The sequence below is a fragment of the Pseudoalteromonas sp. S2893 genome, from assembly GCF_005887105.1.
GTDB lineage: Bacteria > Pseudomonadota > Gammaproteobacteria > Enterobacterales > Alteromonadaceae > Pseudoalteromonas > Pseudoalteromonas atlantica.
In genome coordinates this window covers 1-14,976 of the sequence record NZ_PNCY01000005.1, presented here as the reverse complement: position 1 = coordinate 14,976, position 14,976 = coordinate 1, and the positions used below count along the sequence as shown (strand labels likewise).

Annotated in this window: 14 protein-coding genes; 13 read left to right on the top strand and 1 reads right to left on the bottom strand. The window is 41.4% G+C overall.

Going from position 1 to position 14,976, the window contains the following annotated elements:
• Positions 1-39 precede the first annotated feature (39 nt).
• Positions 40-1,674: a CTP synthase gene (pyrG, locus tag CWC04_RS01445; RefSeq protein WP_004586236.1), complete on the top strand. Its 1,635-nt coding sequence runs from the start codon at positions 40-42 to the stop codon at positions 1,672-1,674.
• A 113-nt stretch (positions 1,675-1,787) separates the two neighbouring features.
• Positions 1,788-3,086 carry a phosphopyruvate hydratase gene (gene eno / locus CWC04_RS01440; protein WP_029771921.1) on the top strand — a complete coding sequence of 433 codons (1,299 nt, stop codon included), beginning with the start codon at positions 1,788-1,790 and terminating at the stop codon, positions 3,084-3,086.
• A 291-nt stretch (positions 3,087-3,377) separates the two neighbouring features.
• Here eno and mutH read toward each other — a convergent pair whose 3' ends face one another.
• Positions 3,378-4,049 (bottom strand): DNA mismatch repair endonuclease MutH, encoded by a 672-nt coding sequence (gene mutH, locus CWC04_RS01435; protein ID WP_004586238.1) that lies wholly within the window; start codon positions 4,047-4,049, stop codon positions 3,378-3,380.
• A gap of 577 nt (positions 4,050-4,626) precedes the next feature.
• Between mutH and rppH the strand changes: the two genes are divergently transcribed.
• The 11 genes from rppH to CWC04_RS01380 all read left to right on the top strand — a co-directional run bounded on the left by rppH (position 4,627) and on the right by CWC04_RS01380 (position 14,910).
• Positions 4,627-5,145: an RNA pyrophosphohydrolase gene (gene rppH / locus CWC04_RS01430; RefSeq protein ID WP_004586239.1), complete on the top strand. Its 519-nt coding sequence runs from the start codon at positions 4,627-4,629 to the stop codon at positions 5,143-5,145.
• 29 nt (positions 5,146-5,174) lie between these two features.
• Entirely contained in the window at positions 5,175-7,439 is a 2,265-nt protein-coding gene (ptsP, locus tag CWC04_RS01425; RefSeq protein ID WP_138684433.1) for a phosphoenolpyruvate--protein phosphotransferase, read from the top strand.
• Positions 7,440-7,511: 72 nt separating this feature from the next.
• Positions 7,512-8,321: a sulfite exporter TauE/SafE family protein gene (locus tag CWC04_RS01420; RefSeq protein WP_138684432.1), complete on the top strand. Its 810-nt coding sequence runs from the start codon at positions 7,512-7,514 to the stop codon at positions 8,319-8,321.
• Between the two features lie 10 nt (positions 8,322-8,331).
• Positions 8,332-9,135 (top strand): prolipoprotein diacylglyceryl transferase, encoded by an 804-nt coding sequence (lgt, locus tag CWC04_RS01415; RefSeq protein ID WP_138684431.1) that lies wholly within the window; start codon positions 8,332-8,334, stop codon positions 9,133-9,135.
• Positions 9,136-9,147: 12 nt separating this feature from the next.
• Positions 9,148-9,999, top strand: a complete 852-nt coding sequence (locus tag CWC04_RS01410; RefSeq protein ID WP_004586243.1) for a thymidylate synthase — start codon at positions 9,148-9,150, stop codon at positions 9,997-9,999.
• Between the two features lie 19 nt (positions 10,000-10,018).
• Positions 10,019-10,897: a UTP--glucose-1-phosphate uridylyltransferase GalU gene (gene galU, locus CWC04_RS01405; RefSeq protein ID WP_138684430.1), complete on the top strand. Its 879-nt coding sequence runs from the start codon at positions 10,019-10,021 to the stop codon at positions 10,895-10,897.
• Positions 10,898-11,277: 380 nt separating this feature from the next.
• Positions 11,278-11,976, top strand: coding sequence for an SPOR domain-containing protein (locus CWC04_RS01400; protein WP_138684429.1), 699 nt, complete (start codon positions 11,278-11,280; stop codon positions 11,974-11,976).
• 258 nt (positions 11,977-12,234) lie between these two features.
• Positions 12,235-12,765 (top strand): SPOR domain-containing protein, encoded by a 531-nt coding sequence (locus CWC04_RS01395; RefSeq protein WP_138684428.1) that lies wholly within the window; start codon positions 12,235-12,237, stop codon positions 12,763-12,765.
• Between the two features lie 159 nt (positions 12,766-12,924).
• The gene (locus CWC04_RS01390; protein ID WP_004586247.1) at positions 12,925-13,518 is read left to right on the top strand and encodes a FlgO family outer membrane protein; all 594 of its coding nucleotides are present in this window, start codon (positions 12,925-12,927) and stop codon (positions 13,516-13,518) included.
• Between the two features lie 13 nt (positions 13,519-13,531).
• Entirely contained in the window at positions 13,532-14,224 is a 693-nt protein-coding gene (locus tag CWC04_RS01385) for a FlgO family outer membrane protein (RefSeq protein WP_004586248.1), read from the top strand.
• Positions 14,225-14,232: 8 nt separating this feature from the next.
• Positions 14,233-14,910 (top strand): FlgO family outer membrane protein, encoded by a 678-nt coding sequence (locus tag CWC04_RS01380; protein WP_138684427.1) that lies wholly within the window; start codon positions 14,233-14,235, stop codon positions 14,908-14,910.
• Positions 14,911-14,976: the final 66 nt, after the last annotated feature.

Below are 14,976 nucleotides of genomic sequence, written 5' to 3'. Positions count from 1 at the left end.
TGTTATATTCCTTTTAATTCCTGATATTCTAGGGTTCGCATGAGTACAAAATTTATCTTCGTTACTGGCGGGGTTGTTTCTTCGTTGGGTAAAGGTATTGCAGCAGCGTCATTGGCAGCTATTTTAGAGGCCCGCGGTTTAGATGTTACCATTTTAAAGCTGGATCCTTACATAAACGTTGACCCAGGCACAATGAGCCCAATTCAACATGGTGAAGTATACGTTACAGAAGACGGCGCCGAAACGGATCTTGATTTAGGTCACTACGAGCGTTTTATTCGCACCAAAATGACCAGCCGCAACAACTTCACACAAGGGCGAGTGTACGAAGATGTACTACGTCGTGAGCGCCGTGGTGAATACCTAGGTGCAACCATTCAGGTTATTCCACACATCACAAATGACATTAAGCAACGTGTATACGACGGTGCTGAAGGTCATGATATTGCGATTGTAGAAATTGGTGGCACAGTAGGAGATATTGAATCACAACCATTTATTGAAGCAATTCGTCAGTTAGGTACAGAAATTGGCCGCGAACGCGCGCTATTTATTCACCTAACGCTAGTGCCATTCTTAGGGCCTGCAGGCGAAGTAAAAACCAAACCAACACAGCACTCAGTTAAAGAGTTACGCTCTGTAGGTATTCAGCCAGATATTCTTATTTGTCGCTCAGACCGTAAATTGCCTAACAACGAACGTGCAAAAATTGCATTGTTCACAAACGTTGAAGAAAAAGCGGTTATTTCGCTTCCTGACGTAGACAGCATTTACAAAATTCCTGCGCTATTAAAATCACAAGAGCTAGATAACTTTGTGTGTCGTCGTTTCCACCTTGACGCACCAGAAGCTGATTTAGTTGAATGGGAACAAGTACTTTATCAAGAGTCTAACCCGACTGGCGAAGTAACGATTGGTATGGTTGGTAAGTACATTGAACTACCAGATGCATACAAATCAGTTAACGAAGCATTAAAGCATGCAGGTCTTAAAAACCGTTTAACCATTAATATTGAATACGTTGACTCGCAAGACTTAGAAAGCAAAGGGGTAGAACTGCTTTCTCATCTAGACGCTATTTTAGTACCAGGTGGTTTTGGCGGCCGTGGTGTTGAAGGTAAAATTTTAGCGGCTAAGTATGCCCGTGAAAACAAAGTACCTTACCTAGGCATTTGTTTAGGTATGCAAGTAGCGCTTATTGAATACGCACGTAATGTTGCAGGTTTAACCGACGCTAACTCAACTGAGTTTAATATTCACTCAAAAGCGCCAGTAGTGGGCTTAATTACCGAGTGGTTAGATGCTGAGGGTAACATTGAAATACGTGATGAAAAATCTGATTTAGGTGGCACGATGCGTTTAGGCGCACAAAAATGTCACTTAACGCCGGGTTCTAAGGTGCACGAAGTGTACGGCAATACAGAAATTATTGAACGTCACCGTCATCGCTACGAAGTAAACAACAACTTTGTAGAGCAATTAGAGCAAGCAGGCTTAAGCTTTACCGGTTTATCAGAAGATAAAAAACTAGTAGAGATCATCGAAAACAAAGATCACCCATGGTTTATTGCCGCGCAATTCCACCCGGAATTTACGTCAACACCACGTGATGGTCACCCGTTATTTGAAGGGTTTGTAGCAGCTGCTCATACTCATCAAAAAACGTCTTCGTAATTAAAAAAAGCCGTGCATATTGCACGGCTTTTTTGTCTAAAGGGCTGACTAAAAGATATAAAACGTAGTAAAGTTAGCTGAACTCACCATTTTGGGAATATAGAGGAATCAAGATGTCAGAAATCGTAAAAGTAATTGGTCGCGAAATTATGGACTCGCGTGGTAACCCTACTGTTGAAGCTGATGTATATTTAGCTGATGGTTCTTGGGGCCGCGCTGCCGCTCCTTCAGGTGCATCAACAGGTACTCGCGAAGCACTAGAGCTACGTGATGGTGACAAAGCCCGTTACTTAGGTAAAGGCGTATTAAACGCAGTTGGTTTTATTAACAACGAAATTGCGGATGCGCTAAAAGGCCAAAATGCATTAGAGCAAAGTGCTGTAGATAAAGTAATGCTAGATTTAGATGGCACCGAAAATAAAGAAAAACTAGGTGCAAATGCTATCTTAGCGGTATCACTAGCGACTGCAAAAGCCGCTGCACAATTTAAAAAAGTTGAGCTTTACGAGCACATCGCAGACTTAAACGGTACACCAGGTGTTTACTCAATGCCGTTACCTATGATGAACATCATCAACGGTGGTGAGCACGCCGATAACTCTGTAGATATTCAAGAATTTATGATCCAACCTGTTGGCGCTGAAAACTTCCGCGAAGGCCTACGTATGGGCGCTGAAGTATTCCACAGCCTTGCTAAAGTATTAAAAGCAGATGGCCACTCTACAGCGGTAGGTGATGAAGGTGGTTTTGCACCAAACCTTGCATCAAACGAAGCGGCACTTGCTGCTATTAAAACAGCTGTAGCAAACGCAGGTTACGAGCTAGGTAAAGATATTACACTGGCTATGGACTGTGCAGCCTCTGAGTTTTACGACAAAGAAGCAAACATTTACGATCTGAAAGGTGAAGGCAAAAAGTTCACTTCAGAAGAGTTTAACTACTTCTTAAAAGATTTAACTGAGCAATACCCAATTGTATCTATTGAAGATGGCTTAGATGAGTCAGATTGGGATGGCTTTGCACACCAAACTAAATTAATGGGCGATAAAATCCAATTAGTAGGCGATGATTTATTCGTAACTAACACAAAGATTTTAAAACGCGGTATTGATAACGGTATTGCTAACTCAATCCTAATTAAATTTAACCAAATTGGTTCACTAACTGAAACGTTAGCAGCAATCAAAATGGCTAAAGATGCAGGCTTTACAGTTGTTATTTCGCACCGTTCTGGCGAAACAGAAGATGCAACTATTGCTGATTTAGCGGTAGGTACTGCTGCTGGTCAAATTAAAACAGGTTCATTGAGCCGTTCTGACCGTGTTGCTAAGTACAACCAACTTCTTCGCATTGAAGAAGCGCTAGGTTCTAAAGCACCTTACAACGGTCTTAAAGAAGTTAAAGGTCAGTAATTCTATTTTATATAGAATCTTATTTTTAATTTTAGATAATAAAATCCTCGCTAATGCGGGGATTTTTTATGCCTGATACTTTTTTAAAGAGATGAGAATGCTTTGTAGGCGTTAAGCTTGCTGACGCGCGCACGCAGTGCGAAAAGAGGGTACAAGAAAAGCGAAAACTCTTTATTTAAACCACAAATTGTTTTATTAAAAAGGTGAAATATCTTGTAGGCGTTAAGCTCGCTGACTCGCGCAAGTAATGCGAAACAGGGTTTGCTTAACTCATAATATTTTCTGCACAGCTCAGAGCTGAAACTGCTGCTTTAAAATAGCCCCTGTAAAACTGGTTTTTAAATAAAAACCACGCGGTAAGGTTTTTATTGTTTGCCCATTTGGACCAATAGCATCGGTAACTACTTTGCTATTAGCGGCTTTAGGTCTAATTTGTATAGCATCCCCTAAATGGCCTGATATTTCATCAACGCGCCCAAGCGCTATTAACTCCATTTGTTCTTCCCAATCACGTTGTAGCAACGCATCTTGCTCAGGCGTAGGCTGCCATAAAAAACCACTGCCTATGGTTCTATCAAAAGGCGCAATATCGCGCTCACTCAATATAGGCAGCCATAAAACATGATTGAGTTTTTTACGCACAGCGCTTGTATGCCACGTCATGCCGGTTACGTTTATAAGGGGGGTAACCGACACAAAAGTGGTTTCTAAGGGTTTTCCTTTATACGAAATAGGCAGTGTTTTTAATTCAATGCCTAAATCTTCAAAGTCGGGGAGGGGTTTTGAGCCTGCAGTAGCGCCTAACACGTATTCAATAAGTTGCCCGGTCCAGCCTTTTTCGCGTAATAGGTCGTCAGGGGTTTTAAAGCTGTATTGAGAGGCTAATTGCCCTAATGTTAAACCGGCAATAGCGTTTACGCGTTGCATTAAGTCATTAATTGAATGGGGTTTTGTTGGTCGCATGCTACTCATTTACCTTGAATAATTAACAGCGCCATGATAGCAAAACCCCCGTAAGGTGGATATCTTTGCTTTTGGTTGTTTTTTATACGCACTGTGTTTGGCGTAATTTTGCTCACCCCAAAAAGTAACAGTTTAACTGTAAGTGACTGACTAGCTTTAATATTTTCAATTAACTCATTCAGCTTTAATTAAGTTAGCAAATTCTATATGGGATAAATACAACTATATAAACATGTTTATCCACAGAATCTGTGGAGAAAGCGAGTTTTTAGATCTGCTATTGTGGACTTGTTTGCAAAATAGCCTTGTTTATCAAAAGTTATACACAAGCTGTGAGTAAATAGCACTAAACATAATAATCAAGGCATAGCTTAGCTTTTTTTGCTAAAAGTTGCGTGAATTAAGGGTTATTTTATCCTTGTAATTACTCAGTGCTCATTTAAGGTTAAGTCGTTATGCACAGCGTAAATAGTAAACGTGCGATTAGGGCGTGATGACTTTGGGGATAATAGTGTTTGCCGAATTGCAGCTAATGTGGAACAATCATTAAAAATCGACTTACAAATGAGGCACTAAGGTGATTGATGCCGAAGGTTTTCGTGCCAATGTCGGAATTGTAATTTGCAATAATCAGGGGCAGGTTTTTTGGGCTAGACGTTACGGTCAACATTCTTGGCAATTTCCCCAAGGCGGTGTTGATGACGGAGAAACACCCGAACAAACCATGTACCGTGAATTACACGAAGAAGTAGGTTTGCGACCAGAAGATGTAGAAATAGTTGCAAGCTCAAAACATTGGTTACGCTATAAATTACCCAAGCGATTAATTCGCCGCGACTCTAGTCCGGTGTGTATTGGGCAAAAACAAAAATGGTTTTTATTAAAACTGCGTTGCAAAGATGAAGATGTAAACTTGCTTAAAACACATCATCCCGAGTTTGATGATTGGCGCTGGGTGAGTTATTGGTACCCAGTAAGGCAAGTGGTATCGTTTAAACGCGATGTATACAGACGGGTGATGAAAGAGTTTGCACCGTTTGCAATGCCTTTTAATAAAAGAGAACATCATAAAGAACAGTGGCGACACAAAAGGTAGTAGCATAATTATAAAATAAGGAGCAGGTAATGCTGGCAACACTTAGAACTATTGCTGAGTCTGTTTCGCAACAAGCGAATTTAGACAGTGCCTTAGTGTGCTTTGTGAAAATGGTTAAAGAGGCCATGAAAACCCAGTGCTGCTCTATTTATTTTGCCGACTACAGTCAAGATAACTTTGTACTTATGGCAACCGAAGGCCTTAACCCCGACGCCGTAGGTAAGTTTAGAATTGGCTTTACCGAAGGGCTTGTAGGTTTAGTAGCCCAGCGTGAAGAGCCCATTAATATAGCTTTTGCAAAATCTCATCCGCGTTTTAAGCTCTCCCCCGAAGTAAACGAAGAAGGTTACAATGCCTTTTTGTCTGTGCCTGTGGTACATCAAAAAAAGGTATTGGGCGTTATTGTTGTACAACAAAAAATGGCGCGGGTTTTTAGCCAAGACGAAGAGTCGTTTTTAATTACCCTTTCAGCACAGCTAGCCTCACAACTTGCGCATGCTGAAATAAAAGAGCTTTTACGCCAAGACGAATCATCACACCAAACCTCAGTGCTCAAAGGGGTGTCGAGTGCACCAGGTATTGGGATTGGCCAAGCCTTTGTGGTACTGCCCAAGCTCGACTTTAAATCTATAGAGCTAAAAAAAGATCCCGATAGCGCCGAGCAACGCCGTTTGTTTTCACAAGCCGTTGCTGCCACCCGCAAAGAATTTAATACCCTGTCTATGACCTTGAGTGACTCAATACCGCGTGAAGCACTCGCGGTATTTGATGTATACCAACAATTACTTGATGCCAAAAGTTTAGGCCACAATGTTGAGGTACAGTTACAAGAGGGCTGGTGCGCAAAAAGCGCCTTAAAAATTGTTATTGAGCGGCTTATTTCGCAGTTTAATGCCATGCAAGACCCCTACATTAAAGAGCGCGCAGTTGATGTAAAAGACATTGGTTTAAGGGTATTACACCACCTAGTAAACACAGAACACGCAGTAAAAGATTACCCACCCAATACCATATTAATTGCGAATACCTTAACGCCCGCCATGCTGGCTGAAGTACCCAACGGGCATTTAGCGGGTGTAGTGAGTGTGAATGGCTCAGCCAATAGCCATGCCTCTATATTAACCCGAGCAATGGGAATACCGGCTATTTGGGGGATTGAAGATTTACCCTTATTGCAATTTGATGCCAAACCAATGATTTTAGATGCCTTTGCTGGGCGTTTATATATTTCTCCTTCGCAAGTGTTACTCGATGAATACGCACAGTTAAAGCACCAAGATAAACTACTCAATAACCGCTTTTTAGCAGAGCAAAGTGCGCAGTCGGTTACCTTAGATGGTGAGCAAATAAATTTAATGCTAAATGCAGGGCTTGAGCTTAATACCGAGCAAAGCAGTGCGCATATTTGCGATGGAGTAGGGCTTTATCGTACCGAAGCATGGTTTATGCAAAAGGGGCAATTTCCATCGCAAGCTGAGCAAGAAAACTGGTATAGGGAGGTACTAAAAAGTTACCACCCGGCGCCAGTGGTTATGCGAACCCTAGATATTGGTGGCGATAAAGTTTTAGATTACTTTAATATCACCGAAGAAAATCCCTTTTTAGGGTGGCGCGGCATACGCATAAGCCTTGACCATCCAGAGCTATTTTTAGATCAGCTCAAAGCTATGTTAAAAGCAAATATGGGCTTAGGTAATTTAAAAATAATGCTGCCTATGATCAGCGGTACAGAAGAGGTAGACGAAGCGCTCGCGTTATTTGAACAAGCTTATTTTGAACTGGCAGAAAAACACCCAGAGCAAAACTTGGAGCGCCCAGAAGTAGGCATTATGCTTGAAGTACCCTCAAGTATATTTATGCTCGACGAGTGGGCTAAAAAAGTAGATTTTTGCTCAGTAGGCAGTAACGATTTAACGCAATACTTACTTGCTGTCGATAGAGCAAATGCGCGGGTGGCTCAGTTATTTAACCCATATCACCCCGGCGTGTTAAGGGTATTAAATAAAGTAGCGAATGAATGTAATAAACACTGTTTACCCTTTAGTTTATGTGGCGAGCTAGGCGGCGAGCCAGAGGGCGCTATTTTACTCATTGCCATGGGCTATAGGCATTTAAGTATGAACATGTCGTCGTTAATTAAAGTAAAGTGGATTTTAAGGCGCTTAAATATTAACGATATGCAGCAATTACTCGCAGAGTGCTTAGTGCAATCGAACGCTAAACAGGTACTGCGCTTAACGCGCAATTTTATGATTGAACACCAATTAGGCGATCTATTCTACACCGCCAAATAATGCAGCGCTTAAAGATGCTATTAACTTTATAATCCTTTAATATAGGCGCACGAAAAGGTATTTGAGAACACTATGTATGACTTAGCTTTACTCGTGGCCAGTTGTGCGCTACTTGGCTGTGTAGTTGGCTTTTTAGCTGGGCTATTAGGGATAGGCGGCGGTTTAATTATTGTGCCTGTTTTAAGTAGCTTATTACTGATGTTTGACGTTACTTCACCTGATCACATATTAGTTATTTCTATTGCAACATCGCTTGCCTCTATTTTATTCACTTCTACTTCTTCAGTCTTGGCTCATCATAAAAATGATAATGTGCCATGGCAAATTGCACCGTGGGTTATGTCGGGTGTAGGCTTAGGCGCGTTAATAAGTGGCTTTGCCGCAAGTTTAATACCCGAACAAGCATTACGCAGCGTGTTTGCAATTAGTGTTGTGTTTATTGCAGGCAGAATGGTGTTGGCATCACGTAGTAAATCGCTTAAAGAAAAACCGCTACCAAAAGGGGTTATTTTAGGGAGCATTTCTGCCCTTATGGGCGCGCTTTCTGGTTTAATAGGTATTGGTGGCGGCGCACTTATTGCCCCTATGCTTAATTACTTTTCAGTTGATATGAAAAAAGCGATAGGCTGTGCATCAGCGAGCGGCATTGTTATCGCGCTATTTGGCTCTATTGGTTATATAAGCGCAGGCTGGCAGGTAACCGATTTAGCCCATGGGTTCGCAGGGTTTGTATACTTACCTGCATTATTTGGTATTGTAATAACATCGTGGTTTGTGGCGCCTTTAGGGGCTAAAGCAACTCATTATTTACCTGTTAATATAATAAAGAAAATTTTCGCGGTGTTGCTTGTGCTCATCGCACTTAAAATGGTTTTTAGCTAAAGGTTTATTTATGGCACTTGAGTTTCCTCAAATCGATCCAATAATTTTTTCTGTTGGACCGCTAAGCGTACGTTGGTACGGTTTAATGTATTTAATTGGTTTTGCATTTGCGATGTGGTTTGCTAATCGTCAAGCCGAAAAACCAAACTCTGGTTGGACTAAAGAGCAAGTTAGCGACTTGCTTTTTTACGGCATGCTAGGGGTTATTTTAGGCGGCAGAATTGGCTATGTATTGTTTTATCAGTTTAGTTACTTTTTAGAAAATCCATTGTATTTATTTAGAATTGACCAAGGCGGTATGTCGTTCCACGGCGGAACATTAGGGGTTATTACCGCTATTATACTATTTGCAAAATCTCGCAAAAAATCACTATTCGCAGTGGGAGATTTTGTGGTGCCGCTGGTTCCGGTAGGCTTATTAGCAGGGCGTATTGGTAACTTTATAAATGGCGAGTTATGGGGCCGCGTAAGCGATGTGCCATGGGCAATGGTATTTCCAACGGGTGGGCCGCTTGCGCGTCACCCATCGCAGTTATACGAAGCCTTTTTTGAAGGGCTAGTCCTGTTTTTAATTTTATTATGGTTTATCAAAAAGCCTCGCCCTGCAGGCAGTGTAGCCGGTGTATTTTTATTAGGGTACGGCGTATTTAGATTTTGTATTGAATATTTCCGCCAACCAGATGCGCAGCTTGGCCTATTTGCCGATTTTATCTCAATGGGCCAAATACTCTCGTTACCTATGATAATTGGTGGCCTAGGGCTATTAATTTGGGCGTACAAAAAACCGCAACCTGTAACCGCAGCAAAGGCATAGTAAGAACAGATCATGAAACAATATTTAAAATTATGTCAGCGCATCGTTGACGAAGGTGTATGGGTAGAAAACAAACGCACAGGCACGCGCTGCTTAACCGTTATTAATGCCGACTTAGAATACGATGTAGGTAATAATAAATTTCCTATGATCACTACTCGTAAAAGTTACTACAAAGCCGCTATAGCAGAGCTTTTAGGTTACTTACGAGGGTACGATAGCGCAGCGCAATTTCGCGATATAGGCTGTAAAACCTGGGATGCAAACGCAAACGATAATAACGCATGGCTAAATAACCCTAACCGCAAAGGCGAGGACGACATGGGCCGCGTTTATGGCGTGCAAGGGCGTAATTGGCAGCGCCCAGATGGCTCAACGCTCGATCAGCTTGCTAAAGTAATAAATAACTTAAAAAACGGGATTGATGACAGAGGTGAAATAATTACCTTTTATAATCCTGGTGAGTTTGAGCTTGGTTGCTTGCGCCCATGTATGCACACGCATACGTTTTCGCTGCTTGGCGACACGCTGTATTTAACATCGTATCAACGCAGTTGCGATGTGCCGCTGGGCCTTAATTTTAATCAAATTCAGTGTTTTGTATTACTGGCATTGGTGGCGCAAATTACCGGCCATAAAGCAGGTAAGGCGTATCATAAAATTGCTAATGCGCATATTTACGAAAACCAGTTACCGTTAATGCGCGATGTACAGCTAACACGTGAGCCGTTTGACTCACCGCAATTAAATATTAACCCAAACATAAAATCACTAGAAGATATAGAAACATGGGTAACACGAGACGATTTTGAAGTAGTAGGCTATCAATGCCACGAACCAATCCAATATCCGTTTTCAGTATAATAAGATTAAGGAGAACAAGATGAAAGCAGTGATCCCAGTAGCAGGCCTTGGAACGCGTATGTTACCTGCCACAAAAGCTATTCCTAAAGAGATGCTCCCTGTGGTAGACCGCCCGCTTATTCAATATGTAGTAAATGAAGCGGTAGCAGCAGGCATTAAAGAGATTGTACTTGTAACGCACTCAAGTAAAAACTCTATCGAAAACCATTTTGATACCAGCTTTGAGCTAGAAGCCACGCTTGAAAAACGTGTAAAGCGGCAATTACTTGCCGAAGTACAGGCAATTTGCCCTAAAGATGTGACCATTATTCACGTACGCCAAGGCGAAGCCAAAGGCTTAGGCCACGCAATTAACTGTGCAGCGCCAATTATTGGCAACGAACCTTTTGTGGTTATTTTGCCAGATGTAATTGTTGATGACGTAGAGAGCGACCTTAAAAAAGACAACCTAGCAGAGATGATCGCCCGTTTTGAAGAAACTAAGCACAGCCAAATTATGGTTGAGCCAGTACCAATGGACGAAGTAGACAAATTTGGTGTTGTTGATTTAGGTGACGTAGAGCTTCACCAAGGTGAAAGCTCGCCAATTATAAACATGGTAGAAAAACCGCCAGTAGATGAAGCACCTTCAAACCTATCGGTAGTAGGGCGTTATGTATTAAGCGAAAACATCTGGCCACTGCTTGCTAAAACGCCGCAAGGGGCTGGCAACGAAATTCAACTTACAGATGCAATTGCCATGCTAATGCAGCAAGAAAAAGTAGACGCGTACGCAATGAAAGGCCGCAGTCACGATTGCGGTAGCAAAATAGGCTACTTAAAAGCAACGATAGAGTTTGCTCTGCGCCGCGACGAGTTTGCAGATGATTTAAAAACATTTATTAAATCGTTAATTTAGGTTTTATTAAACTACCCACCAAGGCGCCTGTTTAGGCGCCTTTTTTAGTGCTAAATTATTAATACCAAAATAGGTAAGGCTTTACTTAATTTTAACGCCGCCAGTAATAAAGATGGTCTACGCTTAATTATGTTCTGAATTTGACTTGCGTTATATAGCAACATAACGTAATTTATATTGTAAAGTTTATGTTAATTGGCATCAAAGTTGTATTAAAAGCCAAACTCACGGAAGGGCCATGTTAATTTTATCTATGCAGGTAAATTAGCGTGCGGGAGCAAAAATCGCTCATTGTTTAAATTGCTAAGTTAAACGCTTTCTTGTGAGAATGTTTAACTGAAATGTAAGTGCACAGGCACTGCTTTCAGGATAACGGGTACATGCTTAAATTAAAAAAATACTATAAACACTTTTTTGTATGCCTTTTTACGCTTACGTTTGGCACGGCGTGCTCTATTACGCCTACCGCTAAACCTGCTGTTGATAATGAAATACCTAACACCACGCCCGATTACGTATCGATAACTGCACTAGAGCTTGCGCAATTAAAAGATGCCGCAATGCAATGGCAGCAAGCACGCGCCGGTATAGAGCGTATTTTAAAGCTTGAAAAAGAAATTACTTATCTGGTTAATCACATAGATATAATAAACTCTAAAGCTATTGCACAATCTAATGCAAGCCCTGCCTACAGCAGCCGTTACACTCGCATGCCTTCGCGTACAACCAGTAATAAGCCACGTCGTCAGCAAACTTACAAAGCCGCTAACAATAACCAAAAGCAAACTCTTAAGCTTAATACCCCTAAACATGTATTTGCATTACAAGTTGCCTCGGTTGATTCTAAGCAGGATGTAGCCAAAGCTTGGCAAGAACTAAATACCAAAGCAGCGCCACTATTTAGAGATAAAATATTAACCAACGTAGAAACCGCAAAAATAAATGATAAAACCTTTTATCGCTTAAAGCTTGGCTCTTATAAAAACTTTAAAAATGCCAAAGCCGACTGTGAAGTATTTAAAATGTATAAGCTCGACTGCATTGTAAGTAACTACACCGATAAGCCAATTAAACTTTAATAGTAATACCAACCCGCAATAATAAATAATCATTTTATGGGCCTAATCGTGTTGCGTTCTGCGTTAATAAATCTCGTTTAGAACAACTAAATAGCAAATTTTTTGTCTAGCTATCAATACGTTTTACTATCCTCTAAATAGATTACTTAATTAAGCTAATTGGTATAAAAGCGCAATAGGCCGTAGCACGCGTGACTTGCTTAGCGTTGATTGGCTGTTAAAATAGCGCTCACTCTTACCCAAATTAACAACATACTTATGCTGCACTACAAGGATTTTTTAGCCTCATTAGTTTTAGGCTTTGCATTAGCAAACAGTGCTCACGCACTAGCAACGGCCCAAAAGCAGGCGATGCTCATTAAAAAAGATGACTTAGCCGTACTCAAAGAGTCAGCGCAGCAGTGGCAACAAACCAAGCCTCAACTAGAAAGACTGTTAAAGCTAGAAAGTGAATTACAGCGCACAGTAGATAAATTAAAACAACTTAACGCGCAGCCAAAACCACAGCAAACTAACCACTTAGCTGTTGTGGATACAAATGCGCTGTTTGCTGTGCAAGTGGGGGCGTATAAAAATAAAGCGGTACTTGAAGCGGCTATAAAGCAATTTCAATCGGCCTCAAATAAGCTTGAAGTAAATACCGAGCAAGTACTGATTGACCAGCATACCTTTTATAGATTAAAGCTTGGTGCGTTTAAAACAAAAGAAGCAGCAAAGGATGCATGTAAGTCATTAATAAACAATAATACCTGCTTTGTAACCTACTACGTCAAAACGCCTCAAAGTTAATTAACCTGAACTCTGGTTAAGAGCCTTACTAGCATATTGAACTATCTTGATACTTAAATTTATTATCTCTGGCTAGAGATAGGTTTATTATCCAGAGTTTAGGTTAATTAGGCATAATAATTGCTTTATCCTCGGTATGTTTTAAAGAGGACGGCAACTATGCGCCTTTTACTGCCTTTAGTATTGTTAAATTTAACTGCTTGCAACTTGGTTCCGCCCCCAGAGCCGAGTGTGCCTACTGACGCGCCAAAAGCAGCAATGGCACCCTATACCGTTAACGAGTATGTAGCAAATCTAACCTCGCAGCTTAACCATGTAAATGGCGCTTTAAATGCCAATGCGCGTATTGGTGTGAGTAGCTTTTTTTATGCCGATGCTTTAGATACTAAGCTAGTAGCAGGGCAGGCCTCGGGTTTGAGCTTACAAATTCAAGAAAGCTTATTAACGCAATTTACCCAGCTTGGCTATCATACCGTTGAGTACCGCCTTGGCAATAACCTTATATTAGCGCAAAACGCAGACAGTATATTAAGCCGCGACTTAAGTAAATTACGCAATCGCCAAAATATTGACTTAGTCATCACCGGCACTGTAACGCGCCAACAGCATGCTTACATAGTTAATGCACGACTCGTTAATATTGAAAACAAGCAAGTACTGTCGGCAGGCAGCACAGAGATCCCTATAAATGTAATGTGGGGAAACGAAAAAATTCAGCAGCGTGACGGCTCTTTGTACCGCAGCGAATATTAATCAGGAGCACACCATGAGAAACCTATTAATTACCCTATGTTTGCCATTAGGCTTTGGCTGTTCGCAAATGTTAAATTCGCTACATTCAGAGCCGGAGCAGGTTGAGCAAGACAATGCAGCCCAGCTTGTTTCAGAGCAACGTGCGGTAAAAGCACCTGCACCAAATGAAGCGTTATTTCAGTCTAACTTAAACAAGCAAAGTAACTACACCAAAAGTGCCCCTGCAAAGCGCAAAAATATAAACCATTATGTGCGCGGTATAATGCAAGACATGGTCGAAAACCTGCAATACGTAAACGACAAAACGCCACTTGCCGTTTCTAGCTTTGTATTTTTAGATGATGACTACAGCGATGGAAGCCTGTTAGGTAACCAAATAGCCGAAAGCTTTATGCACGAACTGCATAGTTTTGGAGTACCGGTTATCGATTTTAAAACCACCGATTATATGCGAGTAACCCCCGCAGGCGACTTTGTATTTAGCCGCGACTACCTAGAGCTAAACCAAGATCAAAACTTTAATTACGTATTAGCAGGAACACTTGTGAGCCACCAAGGCGGCGTACTGGTAAATGCACGAATAGTGGGCATTAAAAGTAAAGCGGTAGTGGGCAGTGCGCAAGGGTTTATTCCTCAATCAGTGGTGGATGCGCTAAACAGTAGCTATCGCACCGACGGAATTATGCTTAAACAAGCCAGCGAGTGAGGTTGACCATGTTTTACAAACTATCTGCTATAGCGGGGCTAACGGCAACGTTAGTATTAACTGGCTGTTCAATAACGCAAAATAATGAGCATAACGAAAGCATAAACACGCGCTCAGATTACACCGTGGTAACGCAAAGTAGCCAACCCACGCCTATGTATGCCAACCAATCTGTGCAGCAGCAAAGTGAGTACGACACAGCAAGGCAGTTTACACCGCTTAAACACCACAAAACGCTGGCAAACTATGTAGAGCAAATGGCGCTGGATTTAGTCGATACGCTTGAAGCCGAAGCGCCCGATAACAACAGCATCAACATAGCGGTTACCACCATTGTAGATTTAGACGCATCGCTTAATAAAAGTAATCAGTTGGGTAATCAATTAGCAGAGACGTTTATTCATCAGCTGCAAAAATTTGGCTACGGCGTGGTAGATTTTAAAACCATGGACAACATTGATGTATCAAACAGAGGCGACTTTGTGTTATCTCGCGATATAGAAAAGCTAAGCGAAAGCAGCATGGCTAACTATGTATTAGCAGGTACGTTAATTTACCGCCCAAATGGCGTAGCAGTAAACACCCGCGTTATAAATGTTCACAGCAAACATATTGTAGCAAGCAGCCGCAAACTCATACCACTGTACGTGTTAAACAAAGAAGATATATATTTATCAAGCAATTAAGTTAATTTTAGCTTGATATGAAAAACAAGATGCCGTTATAATTTTTGTAAGCTGTAAGCTGTAAGC